16 protein-coding genes are annotated in these 17,991 nt (G+C 36.6%); 8 read left to right on the forward strand and 8 right to left on the reverse strand.

All coding sequences use genetic code 11. From position 1 onward, the window contains the following. Window positions 1-17 precede the first annotated feature (17 nt). Window positions 18-2,783, reverse strand: coding sequence for an ATP-dependent Clp protease ATP-binding subunit (locus AC6EI2_RS09450; protein ID WP_498462092.1), 2,766 nt, complete (start codon window positions 2,781-2,783; stop codon window positions 18-20). 185 nt (window positions 2,784-2,968) lie between these two features. Between AC6EI2_RS09450 and eno the strand changes: the two genes are divergently transcribed. Next, window positions 2,969-4,270 carry a phosphopyruvate hydratase gene (eno, locus tag AC6EI2_RS09455; RefSeq protein WP_498462093.1) on the forward strand — a complete coding sequence of 434 codons (1,302 nt, stop codon included), beginning with the start codon at window positions 2,969-2,971 and terminating at the stop codon, window positions 4,268-4,270. Between the two features lie 6 nt (window positions 4,271-4,276). Here eno and AC6EI2_RS09460 read toward each other — a convergent pair whose 3' ends face one another. Together AC6EI2_RS09460 and AC6EI2_RS09465 are read right to left on the reverse strand one after the other, a co-directional pair. Beyond that, window positions 4,277-5,956, reverse strand: a complete 1,680-nt coding sequence (locus tag AC6EI2_RS09460) for an ABC1 kinase family protein (protein WP_498462094.1) — start codon at window positions 5,954-5,956, stop codon at window positions 4,277-4,279. Continuing rightward, window positions 5,953-6,264: a hypothetical protein gene (locus AC6EI2_RS09465; RefSeq protein WP_498462095.1), complete on the reverse strand. Its 312-nt coding sequence runs from the start codon at window positions 6,262-6,264 to the stop codon at window positions 5,953-5,955. The genes AC6EI2_RS09460 and AC6EI2_RS09465 overlap by 4 nt, the downstream gene beginning before the upstream one ends. A gap of 266 nt (window positions 6,265-6,530) precedes the next feature. On the opposite strand from AC6EI2_RS09465, the gene AC6EI2_RS09470 reads away from it, so the two are divergent. Then, window positions 6,531-7,487, forward strand: a complete 957-nt coding sequence (locus tag AC6EI2_RS09470; RefSeq protein ID WP_498462096.1) for an NAD(P)/FAD-dependent oxidoreductase — start codon at window positions 6,531-6,533, stop codon at window positions 7,485-7,487. Window positions 7,488-7,509: 22 nt separating this feature from the next. Here AC6EI2_RS09470 and AC6EI2_RS09475 read toward each other — a convergent pair whose 3' ends face one another. Genes AC6EI2_RS09475 through AC6EI2_RS09485 form a run of 3 tightly spaced genes read right to left on the reverse strand, consistent with a single transcriptional unit; the run spans window position 7,510 to window position 10,514 of the window. Continuing rightward, entirely contained in the window at window positions 7,510-7,791 is a 282-nt protein-coding gene (locus tag AC6EI2_RS09475) for a P-II family nitrogen regulator (RefSeq protein WP_498462097.1), read from the reverse strand. 9 nt (window positions 7,792-7,800) lie between these two features. Then, window positions 7,801-8,796, reverse strand: coding sequence for a sodium-dependent bicarbonate transport family permease (locus tag AC6EI2_RS09480; protein ID WP_498462098.1), 996 nt, complete (start codon window positions 8,794-8,796; stop codon window positions 7,801-7,803). Between the two features lie 50 nt (window positions 8,797-8,846). Continuing rightward, window positions 8,847-10,514, reverse strand: a complete 1,668-nt coding sequence (locus AC6EI2_RS09485; protein WP_498463482.1) for a SulP family inorganic anion transporter — start codon at window positions 10,512-10,514, stop codon at window positions 8,847-8,849. 141 nt (window positions 10,515-10,655) lie between these two features. Here AC6EI2_RS09485 and AC6EI2_RS09490 point away from each other — a divergent pair, with 141 nt between their 5' ends. The 6 genes from AC6EI2_RS09490 (at window position 10,656) to AC6EI2_RS09515 (ending at window position 16,861) form a co-directional block, all read left to right on the forward strand. Beyond that, a complete protein-coding gene (locus AC6EI2_RS09490) occupies window positions 10,656-11,591 on the forward strand; it encodes a DnaJ C-terminal domain-containing protein (protein ID WP_498462099.1) in 936 nt (311 codons plus the stop codon). Between the two features lie 34 nt (window positions 11,592-11,625). Further along, window positions 11,626-12,627 carry a porphobilinogen synthase gene (hemB, locus tag AC6EI2_RS09495; RefSeq protein WP_498462100.1) on the forward strand — a complete coding sequence of 334 codons (1,002 nt, stop codon included), beginning with the start codon at window positions 11,626-11,628 and terminating at the stop codon, window positions 12,625-12,627. 47 nt (window positions 12,628-12,674) lie between these two features. Next, the gene (locus AC6EI2_RS09500; RefSeq protein ID WP_498462101.1) at window positions 12,675-13,079 is read left to right on the forward strand and encodes a VOC family protein; all 405 of its coding nucleotides are present in this window, start codon (window positions 12,675-12,677) and stop codon (window positions 13,077-13,079) included. A gap of 15 nt (window positions 13,080-13,094) precedes the next feature. After that, window positions 13,095-15,512, forward strand: a complete 2,418-nt coding sequence (locus AC6EI2_RS09505; protein WP_498462102.1) for an endonuclease MutS2 — start codon at window positions 13,095-13,097, stop codon at window positions 15,510-15,512. A 99-nt stretch (window positions 15,513-15,611) separates the two neighbouring features. Then, window positions 15,612-16,601, forward strand: coding sequence for an Obg family GTPase CgtA (gene cgtA, locus AC6EI2_RS09510; RefSeq protein WP_498462103.1), 990 nt, complete (start codon window positions 15,612-15,614; stop codon window positions 16,599-16,601). 77 nt (window positions 16,602-16,678) lie between these two features. Continuing rightward, window positions 16,679-16,861, forward strand: a complete 183-nt coding sequence (locus AC6EI2_RS09515; RefSeq protein ID WP_498462104.1) for a hypothetical protein — start codon at window positions 16,679-16,681, stop codon at window positions 16,859-16,861. Window positions 16,862-16,931: 70 nt separating this feature from the next. Here the strand turns inward: AC6EI2_RS09515 and AC6EI2_RS09520 are convergent, their stop codons facing one another. Next, window positions 16,932-17,150 (reverse strand): CP12 domain-containing protein, encoded by a 219-nt coding sequence (locus AC6EI2_RS09520; protein WP_498462105.1) that lies wholly within the window; start codon window positions 17,148-17,150, stop codon window positions 16,932-16,934. Between the two features lie 172 nt (window positions 17,151-17,322). Then, window positions 17,323-17,982, reverse strand: coding sequence for a DUF2301 domain-containing membrane protein (locus AC6EI2_RS09525; RefSeq protein WP_498462106.1), 660 nt, complete (start codon window positions 17,980-17,982; stop codon window positions 17,323-17,325). Window positions 17,983-17,991 lie beyond the last annotated feature (9 nt).

Genomic DNA, 17,991 nt, shown 5'->3' on the forward strand with positions numbered 1-17,991 from the left:
AACTTATGTTTGATGGATTAGTTATCTATTAAAAAAAGAAGTTTTTTTGACTCATCATCTTTAATCTTAACCCTTATTGTTTTCGCATCTTCAAAAGCTTCCTCTAAAATTTGTGTTGCCAGTGGGTTTTCTAATCTCTTTCGGATTACTCTTCTTAGTGGTCTAGCTCCGTATTCAGGTTCATAGCCTTCATCAGCAAGAGTCTTAATGGTGTTTTCGTCAACATAAAGATCTAAACCTTGGTGCTTGAGAAGCTTCTTGAGTTCTTCAAGTTGAAGACACACAATGCGTTCTAAACTCTCAGGCTTAAGTGGACTAAATCTTATTACCTCATCGATGCGGTTCAAGAATTCTGGTCGAAAATGTTTTGTTAGTGCCTCATTGATTTTTTGATCTAATTCTTCTGCAAGAATATTTTTATTTGAACTTTCACTTCGTACTTGAAGTGAATTATTTAAGATTGCCTGGCTAGCAAGATTGCTCGTCATAACAATAACTGTGTTTCTAAAATCTACTGTTCGACCTTGAGAATCGGTAAGTCTTCCATCATCTAAAACCTGTAAAAGGATATTAAAAACTTCTGGATGAGCTTTTTCTATCTCATCAAGTAGTAAAACTGCATAAGGTCTTTTTCTAATTGCTTCTGTTAATTGCCCACCTTCTTCATAACCTACGTATCCAGGTGGTGCACCTAAGAGCCTTGAAACAGCATTTCTCTCCATATATTCGCTCATATCAAGTCTCAATAAAGCGTCCTCTTCATCAAATAATGAATTTGCCAGTGATTTAGCTAGTTCAGTTTTTCCAACACCTGTAGGGCCCAGAAAAAGAAAGGATCCTATAGGCCTTCTTATGTCCTGCATCCCAGCTCTTGCTCTACGAATTGCTGCTGAAACTGCTTGAACAGCATTTAATTGACCGATAACTTTTTTTTCTAATTCTTGCTCTAACTGTAAAAGCTTTTGTCTCTCACCTGATAAAACTTTGCTAACAGGAATCCCTGTCCATCTTGAGACAACATCAGCTACATCCTCTGGGTCAACTTGATCTTTTAGCAAAGAATTTCCATATTCATTATCTTCTTGAATGCAAGCTTCTATTTCTTTTATGCGTTCTTTGATTTCAAAAAGTTGTTCATAGCTAAGTCTTTCTGCTTCTTCAGTATCACCGGAGATTTCCGCTTCTCTTATTAAATTTTTTAATTCTTCAGCTCTTACTTTTAGTTCTTGTAATTCAGCTGATTTCTCGATTTGATCTTGCCATTTTTGTTTGATCTGAGCTATTTCACAGAGTAGAAATTCTTTCTGTTCTTCAAGATTATGTATAGTTTCTAATGTTGTCTCTTTGTTGGCACTTTTGATCGCAGACTCTATATCAATAACTTGAGATTCTTTCTCTTCTATGATTTTTGGTTTTGATGTAGATTCGATTTTCACTTGAGCTGAAGCCTCGTCAATCAAGTCAATAGCTTTATCAGGTAGGCATCTGTCACTTATATATCTATCCGACAAACGATTTGCTGTAATTAGAGCTTCTTCAGTAATAGTCACTCCGTGATGAGACTCATAATTTTCTCTAAGTCCTTTTAGGATTTCCAAGCTTAAATCTAGACTTGGTTCTTTGATTGATACTTGCTGAAATCGTCTATCTAGGGCTAGGTCTTTTTCAATCGTACGTCTATAATTGTCCGGAGTAGTTGCACCAATACAACGTAAGTCTCCGCTGGCTAATAGTGGTTTTAATAAGCTGCCAGCATCTGTATTTGATCTGTCTTTGCTTACAATTGAGTGTAATTCATCAATAAATAGAATCACTCCTTTTTCGCTGTTGCTGATTTCACTTAATAATGATCTAAATCGTTCTTCAAATTGCCCTCGGAATTTAGCTCCAGCTATTAATGAACCGATATCAAGTGAAATCAGTCTTAAACCTTGAAGAGAATCAGGAAGTTCGTTGGCTATTATTTTTTGTGCTAATAATTCTGCTATTGCTGTTTTCCCCACACCTGGAGCACCAATGAGTACTGGATTGTTTTTGCCTCTTCTAGATAAAACTTTTGTAATTGCTTTGATTTCCGACTCTCTGCCGATCACAGGGTCTAATTTCCCGTCTTCAGCTTCGGCTGTAAGGTCTTTGCAGTATAAATCCAATGCACTTGGCGTTTCATTAAGTTTTAAAGGTTGTTCTTTTGAGGTGATCTCCTTATTGGTGATAGGAGCAAGTGACTCTGGGGCAGTATTTTTTGAATTTTTTTGGGGAGTTACAGACGGCCTGGAATTTTTGTGTGGTCTATCTTCTTTTTGGTGAGTTGTATTTCTTTTTGATTGTTTAAATGATTTTGGTGCTGGTAGTCGTCTCAACTCTGCTTCAAGAAGTTCACTAGGCAGACCTGCTTGATAAAAAAGATCTTCTCCTAAGCGATTGTCTCTACCAAGTGCGATGAGGATATGAGATATCTCTATTTGATTAGATCCCCATCTAGAGCGAAAATCATCAGCTGTTTCAAGAAGAATTTCTAAATCTTCTCCAACAAATAAGTCTGATTGATTGTTTAGTGGAAGTTCAGCAATAAAGTTATCTAAAATTTGATTTATTTCTCTATGATTAACAGGAAGGGAATTTGTATATTTTTGGAATTTTTTGTTTCTAAAAAGAACTTGAATAAGATGTTCAACATCTAAGTTCTGATGACGCCATCTTTTGGCCAATTGCTCAGCTATTAGTAAAAGACTCCAAGCTTCATCGCTAAAAGAATCTGGTTCTGTTGTGAGACTTCCATTCATTTTCGATTAATTTGATTGAAATTGGTCATTTGCCTTCTAAATTTTGATTAAGACCTTTTTATCGATACGTTTATTTCTTGTTAAGACAAATTTGATTGATTAGGTCTTGGAAAGCAAGCTAGATTAGCAATTGAGGAACATATGGGAATAATGTAGTTCATAAGATCTAAAATCATCTTAAATTTGTGGCTGAATCTCTAGAACTAGTTATTGATACCATTATGGCCCGAGAAGTTTTGGATTCTCGTGGTAATCCAACGGTAGAAGCTGAAGTGCTTTTAGAAGGAGGAGCTATTGGACGTTCGATTGTTCCAAGTGGCGCCAGTACTGGAGCCCATGAGGCTCATGAATTAAGAGATGGTGGAAAACGTTATCTGGGTAAAGGAGTTATCAAGGCCGTTGGTCACATAGAAGAAACTATTGCTCCTGCTTTATGTGGCCTTTCTGCTCTAGATCAAGCCACAGTTGATTCTGTAATGAAACAACTTGACAATACAGAGAACAAATCAAATCTTGGTGCAAATTCAATTCTTGCTGTCAGCATGGCTACAGCAAGAGCAGCAGCTAAAGGTTTGGGGTTACCTCTATACAGGTATTTAGGTGGACCAATGTCATCTTTATTGCCAGTGCCATTGATGAACGTCATCAATGGAGGAGAACATGCTGCAAATAATTTAGATTTTCAGGAATTTATGTTGGTTCCTCATGGTGCTGAAAGCTTCAGAGAAGCCTTAAGGATGGGAGCTGAGGTTTTTCACACGCTTAAAGATTTATTGAACCAAAAAGGTTTGTCAACTGCTGTAGGAGATGAAGGAGGATTTGCTCCGAATCTTGAGAGTAATAAAGCAGCAGGTGACCTTTTAATGCAAGCAATTGAACATGCTGGATTTAGACCAGGGGAGCAAATCTCTTTAGCATTGGATGTTGCAAGTACAGAGTTTTATAAGGAGGGAAAATATATTTATGGAGGAAATTCTTATTCCAGCGAGCAAATGGTTGAGGAATTGGCTGGGTTAGTAAATGCATTTCCAATCATTTCTATTGAAGATGGATTGGCTGAAGATGATTGGGATGGCTGGAGCTTGCTTACGGAAAAGCTTGGCAAAAGTGTGCAATTAGTTGGAGATGATTTATTTGTCACCAACACACTTCGTTTACAAAAAGGTATTGATGAGAATATTGCAAATTCAATTTTAATTAAGGTTAATCAAATAGGTTCTCTGACTGAAACACTTGAAGCTATCGAGCTTGCCTCAAGATCGAATTACACAACTGTAATAAGTCATAGGAGCGGAGAAACTGAGGATACAACTATTGCTGATTTGTCAGTAGCAACTAAATCAGGTCAAATTAAAACAGGTTCATTAAGTAGGAGTGAAAGAGTCGCGAAATATAATCAATTACTTCGTATTGAGGATGAGTTAGGTAGTCAAGCGACATATGCTGGACTTGTAGGCTTGGGACCAAGAGGAAGATCTAAGATTTGATTATCACTATTCAAAGCCTTTTCTTCCTTGGAAACTATCTAAACGACTTTCGCTTCTCATCTTAAATTTCAATTTAATCCAACTTATAGCTATCGGAAATCCAATCGTTGCTGGTATGAGAAATAGAAAAGGTCTATTAGTTGAAGCTAGTAAAGCAGATGATATTGCAAGTGAGCCAAGGAGAACAGAATTCCCCAATGAATGTTGAGCATTAATCATTCTTCTGAGTTGCCTATCAGATTCACCCATGCGCACTTGAAGTTGCAAGTCCCCTTGCTCTAGTCTCTCTAGATTTTCATCTAAGCGTTTTGGTAATCCAACAGCTTTACTTCCTATTTCAGTGACTTGTCTTCCTAATTCATTAAATAAGTCATTAGGATCTGAATTTTTTGAAGTCATTAGAGGGAGAAGAAATGGTTTTGCTATGGCTATTAAGTTAAATTCGGGGTCTAAATATCTTCCAACTCCTTCAAAAGTTGATAACGCTCGAAAAACAAAAATCAACTCAATAGGTATTCTAAAGGGTTTCCCATAAGCTAGTTCAGATAAATCCCCAGAGAGCTTTTCTATAATTTGAGAGTCAAATGGAGGTGTAAGAGCTTCATTTAACATTATTCTTATTAACCTTCTAACTGGACCTATTTCGATATCTTTTTCTATTAAACCAGCAATTTGAAGCTCTTTGACAAGTCCACTAACATCTCTAAGCGCTGCGGCTTTGATCATTGAATTTAATCTGCCTCTAATACGCTCAGAGACAAAACCCATCATCCCAAAATCATAGTAAATAAGTGAACCTCCCAAAGAAACAGCTAAATTGCCTGGATGAGGATCTGCATGAAAAAAACCATAATTAACTAATTGTTTTAAATAACTTGTAGCTCCAATCTTTGCAATTGAAGCTGTATCAATGTCATTACTCTTTAGAGATTGAATGTCATTAATCTTAATTCCTGATAAATACTCCAAGCACAAAACCTTACTGGTGCTTAAATCCCAAAATACACTTGGAATTAAAATATCTGAGTCATCTATAAATTGTTGTTTAAATCTTGCTGCATATTGGGCTTCAATGCGAAAATCAAGTTCTCTTAGCAATACTCTCTTAGACTCCTTTGCAATCCCTATCCAGTCATTACCTCGACTTAGGGACTTTATTCTTTGTACTAATTTAGCAACTTGATTCATTACATCTAAATCAAGCCTGAAAAACTTTTCTATATCTGGTCTTTGGACTTTGAAAATAACATTTTTATCATCAATTAACCTAGCTTTGTGAACTTGAGCAAGCGATGCTGAGCCAATTGGAGTTTCATCAATACTTATGATTTTTTTGTATGAATTCCCAAGTTGATCTTTTAAAATACTTTCCACCTTTTCAAATTCAAAAGGTGGAACTCTATCTTGCAAAGATGTAAGTTCTTTTACCCATGCCGATGGAATAACATCAGCTCTTGCAGATAAAAGTTGACCTAATTTTATAAATGCTGATCCCAGATTAACTAATTCTTTCGTAAGCCATTTTGCTCTTGAAGTATTTCTTCTGTTTCTTCTTGTGGCGGTGTAACCATTTAAATAAGTCCATTTTTTAGAATCAAACCATAAATAGAAAAGTAATCCTAATAATATTACCCAAATTCTAATGGCTCTTCTAAATCTTTGAAGTTGACTAACTAGAAATATCAATTTTTTCCCTCAATATCTTTGTTGATGTCAATAACCTTTGATCTTAGATTATCTATTTTAATTTGAATTAAATCTTCTTTACTTAACTCTTCCCTAGAACTTTTCTCTTTTGATGAATTAGTTTTTTTCCCTAAACGTTCAGATTCTTCTATAACCTCTTCTTTAAAGCTATCCCATTCATTTTGGAGTATTTGTGGCAATTCCTCAGCAATTTCGGTGAATTCTTGGGCAGAATGGATCACTTTCTTAGTTATCCGAGCTGCTATTCGGTTTATGGCTGCTTTAAGCAGTATTTCTGAATCGCTCAATAATCTAATTAATCAGCTTTCACTTTAGAAGATCCAGGGTTTTTTGTGTCTTCAGATTGAGACTGGCTATATGCAGATTTGCACTTAATCAATTAAATCTATTTAGAAGATTGTTTGTTATCACTCAACCTAGAATATTTTCATTAGAGTTGAAGAGTACAAACATTTGATTTGATTTGGGGTAAAATCTAATCTGTTAACCCAAGTGATTTCAAAACATTCTTTTCTCCTCTCGAGAGATCAAAACCTAACTAAGAGATTTTCCATTGGAAACCATTGAAACTGATGTTGTCATAGTTGGTGGTGGGCCTGCTGGTTGCAGTTGTGCGCTTTACACTTCCCGTGCAGACTTGAAAACAGTAATTCTCGATAAAAATCCTGATGTAGGTGCGCTAGCAATAACACATCAAATTGCCAATTATCCAGGTGTTTCTAGTGAAATGAGCGGAGAGGCCCTATTGAAATTGATGAGAGATCAAGCTACTCAGTACGGGGCTGATTATCGCAGAGCTCAAGTTTTTGGAATAGATGCTACTGGTGACTGGAAAACGATTTACACCCCAGAGGGAACTTTTAAAGCCAAGGCACTTGTCGTTGCGAGTGGTGCAATGGGAAGACCAGCATCATTTAAAGGAGAAGCGGAATTCCTTGGTAAAGGAGTGAGTTATTGCGCGACTTGTGACGGAGCTTTTTATAGAGATCGTGAAGTCGCCGTTGTTGGTACTAATAAAGAGGCAATTGAAGAAGCAAATGTTCTGACAAAATTTGCCTCTAAGGTTCATTGGATAACATCCAATGATCCAAAATCAGACGATCATCATGCACAAGATCTGTTATCAAAACCTAATGTGAAACATTGGAGTAAGACGAGGTTAATGCTAATTGAAGGTAATGATTCTGGGGTGACAGGTATTAAGGTTAAAAATCGTTCAAATGATCCTAATCAAGATATAGCTCTTGAAGGAGTTTTTGTGTATATGAGCGGTTCAAAGCCTATTACTGACTTTCTAGGTGAACAGGTCGCGTTTAAAGAGGACGGGGGTGTTTTGGTGGATGACTTTATGTCGACAACAGTCGAAGGGGTTTGGGCTATTGGGGATATTAGAAATACTCCTTTTAAGCAAGCTGTTGTTGCAGCCTCGGATGGATGTATTGCTGCTATGGCAATAGATAGATATTTAAATAGTCGTAAATCAATACGTGTTGATTGGGTTCACGCTTAGCATAATCAAACAGAAGTATTTTTTAAAGAGGTGTTGCCTCTGAAACATAGGCCACACCTCCATAGTAACTAAGCACAGATTTTATATTTTCTCGTATTTTATCTATTATCTCTTGCTCGCAAAAAATAATTACGTGTACATTTGACCCAAATCCTGTGAATTCCATATCTTCAGTGACGATTCTTTCTGGCCCCCTACCAGTTGCATGTTTCATAACGGTATAGCCAGGAACTTCAGCTTTTTCTAATGCTGATAGAACATCATTTAATTCTCTTTCACTAAAAATCAAGTCAAGTCTTTTCATGATGTTCAGTTACCCAATTGATGGAATCATTGTGTTTACTAAGCCCATATATACTGGTATGCCAATGATGATGTTAAAAGGAAAAGTTAATCCAAGAGTGGTCGAAATGTAATAACTAGGTCTAGCTTCAGGAACAGTCATTCTCATTGCCGTTGGTACAGCTAAGTATGACGCACTAGCACAAAGAACTACAAACAAAAGAGCATTGCCTGGATCTAAATTTAGAAATCTGGCTATTACTGATCCAAGTACAGCATTAACGATTGGCATGAAAATTGAAAACATCACTAGAAATGCACCAGTTTTATTGATGCGAGCGAGGCGTTGGGCAGCAACAATTCCCATATCAAGAAGGAAAAAACACTCCGCTCCATAGAACAAATCAGCGGTGAATGGTTCCATTTTCTTTATGTCAGAGGGATCAATCGCTGATGTTAAAAAACCTATTAGAAGGCTTCCGAGTAATAAATAGACAGAACCATTTAACATTGACTCATGAAGAATTGATCCCCACATCATTTTTCTTTTTATGGGCCTATCTTTGGGCGCTCCAAATTTGACTAAGAGAAGACCAATTATTATTGCTGGTGACTCCATTAGTGCCAATGCTGCAACCATAAAACCATCAAAAGGTATATTTTGACTTTCGAGAAAGCTTTCAGCAGTTATGAATGTAACGGCACTTATTGATCCATATGCAGCTGATATTGCTGCTGCATTAAAAACATCAAACTTAAATCTAAGTACTACAAAACAAATAAGAGGGATAAATAGTGACATTAATATTGCTGCTATCACAGTTGGAAGAACTGGATAACCAAAGCCACTTTTTTGTAGCTCAATTCCTCCTCTGAAGCCTATTGCAAGTAAAAGATATAAAGAAAATAATTTTGGAAGGGGAGCTGGTATCTCAAAATCAGACTTTAATGCGTAGGCAATTGCACCCAAAAAGAAAAAAAGTATCGGAGGACTTAAAGCATTTTGGATGAAAAGGTTTTGTCCCATTTCTCGTTAGTTTTTAAAGCAATCAATCAGATTAAATATATTATCGACTATCAACCGTTGAGGCTGTCAATTGCAGCTGTTAGAGCTTCTTTTCTTGTGCCAATTACATCAACCCCAAATTTAGCAAGTCTGTCTTTTACTCTTCCTGTTGCACCAGCAACATATGCTTTTCTTGAGTTGTTTAGTGCTTCTTGAACCATATCTTCTATTGCGAGAGTTGCAGTAACTCCAAGCCTAGGTACATCAGTAATATCAAGAATTAGAACTTTATAGTTTCTTACAAGCATCATTCTTTCAGTAATTCCTTTTGCTGCTCCAAAACTAAGTGGCCCTTTTAATCTGAATAGCATTACTTCTCCAGCACAGCGATCTAAAAGTGCTTTCTCATCTGAGGGAAGTTGTGAATTTGCTGCATTGTTGTTTGATGTTGAATCAAATGGGTTATCTGCTTCCATACCCTCCAACTGAGTCTCCGTAATAGAATCGATTGTCAGCATATTTGCGATGAATACACCAACAAGTACAGCCCATATCAAGTCCCAAAAAACTGTCATTAAAAGGACGCCATACATCACACTTGCTGTTTTAAGAGAAAGGCGATGAGCTCTTAATAAAAAGCCCCAATCAATAATGTCTAAACCAACTTTAATTAGGATTCCTGCAAGAAGAGCTGTAGGAATCTGCGCTGCTAGAGGACCTGCACCAACAAGGACAAATAGCAATACAACTGAATGAACCATTCCTGAAATTGGCGTGGAACCTCCAGATTTGACATTTATTACTGTTCTCATGGTTGCCCCGGCTCCTGGCAAACCTGTGAAAAGACCAGCTACTGCATTTCCAATACCTTGTCCAATGAGTTCTCTATCAGAATTGTGCCTGGTTTGAGAGATATTATCTGCTACGAGAGATGTAAGAAGGGAGTCAATAGCACCAAGAACAGCAAGGACTAGTCCAGCTTTAAGAATTATTGGGAAGAAATTGCCAAGACTTGGATCTGGGAGACTTAAAGAAAGACCACCCTCTGGTATTGCTCCTATTCGGTCTATTGAACTATCGCCAAAAAGAATTATTGATAAAGGAGTAACTATTAATAATGCTAAGAGAGGAGAGGGGACCCATTGACTGATTTTGCGTGGGGTCAGAAATACTATCGCAAGTGTCATTATTGCAACTGCTATTGCAGCCCCATTAGGTTCGAAATTATTAACTAAAGTTGAAAGAGACTCTACTACTCCTCCTCGAGTTGATATCCCAAGTAAAGGTCCTATTTGGAGAGTAATTATGATTACTCCAATTCCAGACATAAAGCCTGAAACGACTGAATAAGGGACAAGTGTGATGTATTTACCAAGCCTTAGTAGGCCAAATAAAATCTGAAATAATCCCCCAATGACTACAGCAGCCATTACCAAAGGAAGAATTTCTCCAGCAGATAAATCTCTCGGGACTCCTACAGCCGCCAAGCTAGCAACCACTCCAGCAACTGTTACGCTCATCGGCCCAGTCGGACCACTTACTTGAGCAGGAGTTCCTCCAAACAATGCGGCGAGAAATCCAACTACGACTGCTCCGTAAAGGCCGTAGATAGCGCCTCCAGGGCCTAGTGCCGCATTACCAAACGCTAAAGCTAACGGTAGGGCTACAACCGCAGCGGTCAAGCCACCTAATACATCACCTCTTATATTTTTCAGGTGAAAGCCATTAATTAACGCCAATCGACTCTCCTTACTTGAATTCACTAAATAAGCCTATCTCTTCAAGGTTCAATTACGTTCGGCATTCTCAATTTTTAAATACTAGATTTAGTAAAAATCATTCAAAGATTGACTCTTAGCACCTGAAAAAGCTTTATTTTCATGGAATTAAAAGGTTTTAAGGATTATTTCAAAATCCTTGGTATTAGTAGAAATGCTACCGATAAAGAAATCAAAAGTGCCTTCAGAAAACTTGCTAGACAATTTCATCCTGATTTGCATCCACATGATGATGAGGCTGAATCAGAATTTAAAGAGATCAATGAAGCTTATGAAATTCTTTCTGATGTGGATAAAAAAAAGTCTTATGAGGAATATCTAAGTTATTGGTATAAAAATAGTTATGGAAAGTCTAGGGATTTTGCTAGAGACAAAAATGACAAGCGCTTTGATGAATATAAAAACTTTGATGATTTTTTGAGTGATTTAATTGGAAAATTTAGTGAGGTCGGTCAAGAAATTTACTCGAATATATCTTCAGAGAAGAAGGCTCAATCATTAAATCTTGATGCTGAATTTAATTTGCAGATTAGTTTTTTAGAAGCTTTGAATGGCGCTCAAAAGAATCTTTTGGTAAATGATGAACGAATCGAGGTGAACATCCCAAAAGGGATTAAAACAGGATCAATCTTACGTATTAAGAACAAGGGCAACATACAGTCTGGGAAAGGGAAAAGAGGAGATTTATTGATTGAAATATCTATCAAATCCCATCCAATTTGGAAAGTCAAAGGTTTAGATATTTATGCGGACTTACCTATTTCTCTAGATGAATTAGCTTTGGGAGCAAATGTTTTGGTTGCCTCTCCTCGAGGAGATACATATTTATCAATTCCCTCTGGAAGTTTGCCTGAGCAAGAATTCAGATTAAAAGGGCAAGGATTTCATAATTTAGACACCCAAGGGGATTTGTTATTTACTCTAAAATTAAAATTACCAGAAAACTGGACAGATGATGAGTTGAGACTTATTGAAAAGCTTAGATCTGTTCGAATAGATGAACCCCGATTAAGCTGGTTTGATCAGGCGAGGACTTAAAGGAAGTAAAATGTAGTTATCTCTATTGGTCAATATGCATCTTACTTATCGGCCCCGTCGCCTTCGTAGAACAAACTCTTTGAGAGAGATGGTTAGAGAGAACAATGTTTCTGCTTCTGACTTTATTTATCCTCTTTTTGTTCATGAAGGTTTAGATATTCAAGAGATACCAGCGATGCCAGGTTCATTTCGCTGGTCAATGGATGGATTGGTTGATGAAGTTAAACGGGCTTGGAATTTAGGAATTAGATGTGTCGTTCTATTCCCAAAAGTTTCAGATGAGCTGAAAACAGAAGATGGAGCTGAATGTTTTAATGAAAAAGGCTTAATACCAAGGGCTATAGAAAGGTTGAAAATAGAGATACCTGAAATGAGTATCATGACTGATGTCGCTTTGGATCCTTATTCTTGTGATGGTCATGATGGAATAGTTAGTAATCAAGGAATAATTTTGAATGATGAAACCGTTGATTATTTATGTAAGCAAGCAGTGGTCCAAGCACAATCGGGAGCAGATTTAATTGGACCAAGTGACATGATGGATGGAAGAGTAGGAGCTATAAGAGAAGCCTTAGATGATGAAGGTTTTGAACATGTAGGAATCATTAGTTACACTGCAAAATATTCATCTGCCTATTACGGTCCTTTTAGAGAAGCTTTAGATTCTGCTCCCAGATCATTATCAAATAAGCCTATCCCGAAAAATAAAAATACCTATCAGATGGATCCAGCTAATGCGAGAGAAGCTATAACAGAAGCTCAACTTGACGAACAAGAGGGATCTGACATCCTAATGGTTAAACCTGGTTTGGCTTATTTAGATATTATTTATCGTTTAAGGGAAGAATCAGAATTACCAATCGCTGCATATAACGTTAGTGGAGAGTATTCAATGGTCAAAGCTGCTGCTCAAAGAGGTTGGATTGATGAAAAGGAAATTGTCTTAGAAACTTTATTGAGTTTCAAAAGAGCTGGGGCAAACCTGATCCTTACATATCATGCGTGTGATGCCGCAGGATGGTTAAAAGAACAATAGAGTGAGTTAAGAACATTATTTAAAATTTCAATCTTCAATTAAAAGTAATGCTAGAAAAACAGTCTGAATTAAATATTGAAGAAGTTAATCGGCTCGGCCATGTAGCTATAAGAGTGGAAGATGTTGATAGGGCTAAAAGGTTTTATTTGAGCTTGGGGATGAAGCTTGTTTGGGATGATCCTGATTGGTGTTACTTAGAGACAGGAGAGAATAAAGATGGCCTTGCTTTGCTTGGACCGAGCTACAAAGCGGCTGGTCCACATTTTGCATTTCATTTCACTAATAAGGATGAAATAGAAAGCATTCATACATCTCTAAAAAATCAAGGTGTAAAGGTTGGTGCTTTGCATGATCATCGAGATGGAACTTCCTCTTTTTACTTGAAAGATACAGAAGGTAATTGGTTGGAAATGCTTTATCACCCATCAACAGGAATTCCAACAAATCAATAGAATTTTTTTAGACGAATGAAAGTTTCAATAAATCAGGATGATTCAGAAAAGACACAAATAATTCTAGAATCTTTGGAGTTACTTGAATGGCCAACTGTTTGTAGCCATTTGTCTACATTCGCGGTTACCCAACAAGGTCGTAATAAATGTAGAAGCTTTGATTTGCCACTAGATATATCTCTTAGCAAGGAGCTATTGTCCCAAACGTTAGAAATTGGATCATTAGATATTTCTGTTGATGGAGGAATATCTTTTGAAGGTGTTCATGATTTGGAAAATATTCTTTTGATATGCTCGAAAGGTGGTGTTGCAATAGGTGAGGATTTATTAAAAGTTGCTGATACTTTAAGAGCTGCTAGAAAATTACGAAAACTAATATTTGATCAATTAATACGTCCACGACTCTCTGAGTTAATCAAAGACGTTGCAACGTTGCCTGATTTGCAAAAACTCCTCGAATTTGGCCTGGATGAAGGTGGAAGAATTGCTGATCGTGCTAGTCCAAAACTTTCTGAATTACGACGCCATAGGAATTCGGTACGTCTTCAAAGAAAAGATATTCTTCAAGATATTATTCGGAAATATGCTGGATTACTTCAAGATAATATTATCTCGGAGAGGTATGGAAGGCCTGTTTTAGCTTTTAAGTCTGGGACTTCCGATCAGATTAAGGGAATGGTTCATGATAGTTCGGCGTCAGGAAATACGATCTATGTCGAGCCACAAGTTGTCATATCAATAGGGAATCGTTTGGCTAAAATAGATTCTGAAATCTTTAATGAAGAGAGGAGACTTTTAGCTAATTGGAGTAAGGAGGTTGGGTTAAATGCCGATGTAATAGCTCATTTAGGAGAGATTCTTTTACAGATTGAGTTTGCATTGTCACGAGCACGTTACTCTAAATGGCTTAACGGGGTGCCAGCAATTCTTGATGAAAAGGAAAATACACTATTTGAGATTAAAGACTTTCGCCATCCTTTATTAGTATGGAATGATTTCCATGAGAGGAAAAATACAGTCGTACCAACTAGTTTTGATGTCCCTTCTGATTTAAAGGTTGTTGCGATTACAGGCCCTAATACTGGAGGCAAAACAGTTGCGTTAAAAAGTATTGGTCTAGCAGTTTTAATGGCAAAAGCAGGAATACTTTTACCATGTACTGGTTCGCCAAGATTACCCTGGTGTAAAAATGTTTTAGCTGATATTGGTGATGAGCAGTCATTACAGCAAAATTTATCTACATTTAGTGGACATATTCTTCGTATAAGTCGAATACTTAATGCCATAACTTCTTTCCGAGGTACGACTCTCGTTCTTTTAGATGAAGTTGGAGCAGGAACTGATCCCTCTGAGGGTACAGCCTTGGCTATGGCTCTGTTAAAGACAATTGCGGATAGAGCACGATTAACTATTGCTACTACTCATTTTGGAGAATTAAAAGCACTAAAATATAGTGATTCAAGATTTGAAAATGCTTCAGTTTCTTTTGATAGTGAAACAATAAAACCAACCTTTCATTTGCAATGGGGAATTCCTGGTAGGAGTAATGCAATTGAGATTTCAAAAAGACTTGGTCTTGATTCGGAAGTGATAAAACGTGCTCAAGAGTTTATCAATCCTGCAAGCGTTGATAATGTTAATCAAGTTATTAAAGGTTTAGAAAAACAACGTGAGCGGCAGCAATCAGCAGCTGAAGATGCTGCCGCTTTATTAGCAAAAACTGAATTATTACATGAAGAATTACTTGACAGTTGGCAGAAACAACGTCAACAAACGGAGAAGTTTAATGAACAAGGAAGGTTTAAACTGGAGTCATCAATTCGAGAAGGTCAAAAAGAAGTAAGACATTTGATTAAACGTTTGCGCGATCAAAATGCTAGTGGTGAAACAGCAAGACTTGCTGGTAGACGATTACGGCAAATGGAGAAAGGATATCGAAGCGATAGGCGGGTCCCTCCTTTGCCGGGATGGGTTCCCAAAATTGGGGATAAAGTTAGATTGTCTTCTATAGGTAAAGCAGGTGCAATAATTTCTTTCTCAGATGATGGAATGCAATTAACAGTATTGTGTGGTGTATTTCGAAGCAAAGTTAGTTTGTCTGAAGTAGAAAGTCTTGATGGTCAAAAAGCCGAAATAAATCGAAGTGTGCAAGTAAAAACTTCGCGGGTAGTAAGAAAGAATTTATCTTTAGTTCGTACTAAAACAAATACCTTAGATGTAAGAGGTTTACGCGTGCATGAAGCGGAGGGGGTAATTGAAGAAAAATTGAGAAATTGTTCCGGAGCTTTATGGGTTATTCATGGAATTGGTTCTGGAAAACTGAAAAAAGGTTTGAGGAAGTGGTTTGATTCACTTTCATATATTGAAAAAGTAGTCGATGCTGAACCTCATGATGGCGGCCCTGGATGTAGTGTTGTGTGGATGGTTGATTGAAATTGAGGTGAAAGTTGAAAATAGTGTTTTTAGTTCTTTAATTTAGAAAGGATGAATGTAAGAATTATTATTTAGTTTATTGACTATAGATATTTCTAAATGCAATTTATTGATCAGGCTATTATTGATGTCAAAGCAGGTTCGGGTGGTGATGGTATCTCTGCTTTTAGAAGAGAAAAGTATGTTCCTGCAGGTGGTCCTGCGGGAGGAGATGGAGGACAAGGAGGAAATGTTGTTTTAGAGGCTGATGATAATTTACAAACTCTTTTGGATTTCAAATTTCAGAAATTAATTTCTGCCGAGAATGGTCAAAGAGGTGGCCCTAACAAATGCACTGGAGCATCAGGAAATGACACTGTACTTAAAGTTCCATGCGGAACGGAGGTAAGACATCTCTCTACAAATATTATTCTTGGTGATTTAACTCATAAAGGCCAACAACTTATTGTCGCGTTTGGTGGAAAAGGAGGTTTTGGGAACGCTCGTTATTTATCAAATAGCAATAGAGCCCCAGAAAAATTTACAGAAGGTAAAGCAGGTGAAGAATGGTCATTGCAATTGGAATTGAAACTATTAGCAGAAGTTGGAATTATTGGTTTGCCTAATGCAGGTAAAAGTACTTTGATTTCTGTACTCTCATCTGCAAGACCAAAGATTGCTGATTATCCATTTACAACTTTAATTCCTAATCTCGGAGTAGTAAGAAGACCCTCAGGAGATGGAACAGTTTTTGCAGATATTCCTGGTTTGATTGCTGGAGCCTCAAAAGGTATAGGGTTAGGGCATGATTTTCTTCGACATATTGAACGAACAAAGGTTTTACTTCATTTAATTGACTCAGCATCAACCGACCCGATAAATGATTTCAAAACCATTAATGAGGAATTAACGTCGTACGGTCATGGTTTGATTTCTAGGCCAAGAATTTTTGTTCTGAATAAAAAAGAACTATTAAATGAGAATGAAATTAAAAAACTTCTAAATAATATTGAGAAACTAACTATGAAAAAGGTGCATATAATTTCTGCAGTAACTAAATTTGGTCTGGATGATTTGTTGACTTCTATTTGGAACGAACTTGGATATTAATTAATTGTTATGAGTGAATCATACCTACTTGTCTTGCAGTTAATTTTTGGTCATAACTAAAGAGAGTTATTAAAATTATGGATTTTTACAGTTGTTTTGATGGACAAGGAGAAATTATTGCTCGCTGTCAGACTGATCAAGAGATTAATGTTTTAAAAAAAATGGGGAGACCTATCGCTGAAGTACGTCAAATGAAAAATGAGGAGGCAGTTGTTTGTTCTTTAACTGGAAGCCCTTCGGATTTTAATATGGATTATTAAAAGTTTTCATAATAAAAAAAGGGGAGTCAACGACTTCCCCTTTTTTTGTGCTGTTAATTATTTTTAAATTTTAATCGTCGTATACCAAGCACTCTGGTTCATCAGGATTGGCGTCGCAGAATAGTTCCAGTGCATTTGGATCATGCTTGTCTTCAGGATGATGTTCCTTGTATTCCTTTAGAGAATTAAGTTCATCTTCTAAATGATGGAGCTTGGATTCATTCCCTTGAGCTTTTGCTTCTTGAATCTCGGATTCATCCTTTTGAATATGCTCGTCAATAGTTTTCATGGCGTCTTGTAAGAGCAGGATCGTATGACTAACACGATAATAATGACGGGGGAATATTGCACGTGGTTTGTAAATTTGGTTGGATTTCCTCACCATTCCCTGACTTAAGACCTACAAAAAAGATCTTTTGTAGGTTTTGTTGAATTGATAATTTGTTGATTTATTCAACTATTCAGATACTTTTAGCTTCTTTTCTTTGGCTTTCTAAATAATCAAAAACGCTTTTATCTCCTATGTCAGCTTCTGCTGGCAGATTGAATTTCCTTATTCCCATTAATATCAATAGCAAGGACGAAACAACTAGCGTTGCAAAAGTAAAACTTTCATTAGCTAATTCAGTTAAATATCCAACTAAAGCAATTGGAATAAAAATTGTTATACCTATTGCCTCAATTCTTCTAAAACAAAAAAACTCTTTGAAACCTATCCCAGTTAAAGAGGCAAAAAGTGGACCTATAAGTAATATCGATTTTGGATTTTCTCTGAGGCCATAGATGAGATTTGTTACTCCGAAATGATATAAAAGTATCAACAATCCAATACAACCTAGTAACCAGAAAATTGTTAGTAATTGATGTAAGGGTCTTAAATATATATGTATCCACCTCAGACTTAAGCCTATACTTATTGACATAAATAATAGCCAAATCCATATATGATGAGATCCATTGAAAAACCATTGAGCTATTCCTATTAAAAAGAATAATCCACAGAAAAGAATTGATAATCGGTAAAATAGAACTTCTTTTTTATCATCTGAAGTAACTATGAAATCACCATAGACTCCATTAATAGGATTTGAGGATTTAAAGTAAGAATATTCTTCTTTCATAGTTGATAA

Source organism: Prochlorococcus sp. MIT2302, from assembly GCF_059772385.1.

Coding starts and splice junctions, on each gene's coding strand:
- AC6EI2_RS09520 (WP_498462105.1), bottom strand. CDS start 17,150: ATGAAAACTATTGACGAGCATATTCAAAAGGATGAATCCGAGATTCAA.
- AC6EI2_RS09480 (WP_498462098.1), bottom strand. CDS start 8,796: ATGGGACAAAACCTTTTCATCCAAAATGCTTTAAGTCCTCCGATACTT.
- AC6EI2_RS09505 (WP_498462102.1), top strand. CDS start 13,095: ATGAAAGTTTCAATAAATCAGGATGATTCAGAAAAGACACAAATAATT.
- AC6EI2_RS09490 (WP_498462099.1), top strand. CDS start 10,656: ATGGAATTAAAAGGTTTTAAGGATTATTTCAAAATCCTTGGTATTAGT.
- AC6EI2_RS09525 (WP_498462106.1), bottom strand. CDS start 17,982: ATGAAAGAAGAATATTCTTACTTTAAATCCTCAAATCCTATTAATGGA.
- AC6EI2_RS09500 (WP_498462101.1), top strand. CDS start 12,675: ATGCTAGAAAAACAGTCTGAATTAAATATTGAAGAAGTTAATCGGCTC.
- AC6EI2_RS09450 (WP_498462092.1), bottom strand. CDS start 2,783: ATGAATGGAAGTCTCACAACAGAACCAGATTCTTTTAGCGATGAAGCT.
- AC6EI2_RS09475 (WP_498462097.1), bottom strand. CDS start 7,791: ATGAAAAGACTTGACTTGATTTTTAGTGAAAGAGAATTAAATGATGTT.
- cgtA (WP_498462103.1), top strand. CDS start 15,612: ATGCAATTTATTGATCAGGCTATTATTGATGTCAAAGCAGGTTCGGGT.
- AC6EI2_RS09515 (WP_498462104.1), top strand. CDS start 16,679: ATGGATTTTTACAGTTGTTTTGATGGACAAGGAGAAATTATTGCTCGC.
- hemB (WP_498462100.1), top strand. CDS start 11,626: ATGCATCTTACTTATCGGCCCCGTCGCCTTCGTAGAACAAACTCTTTG.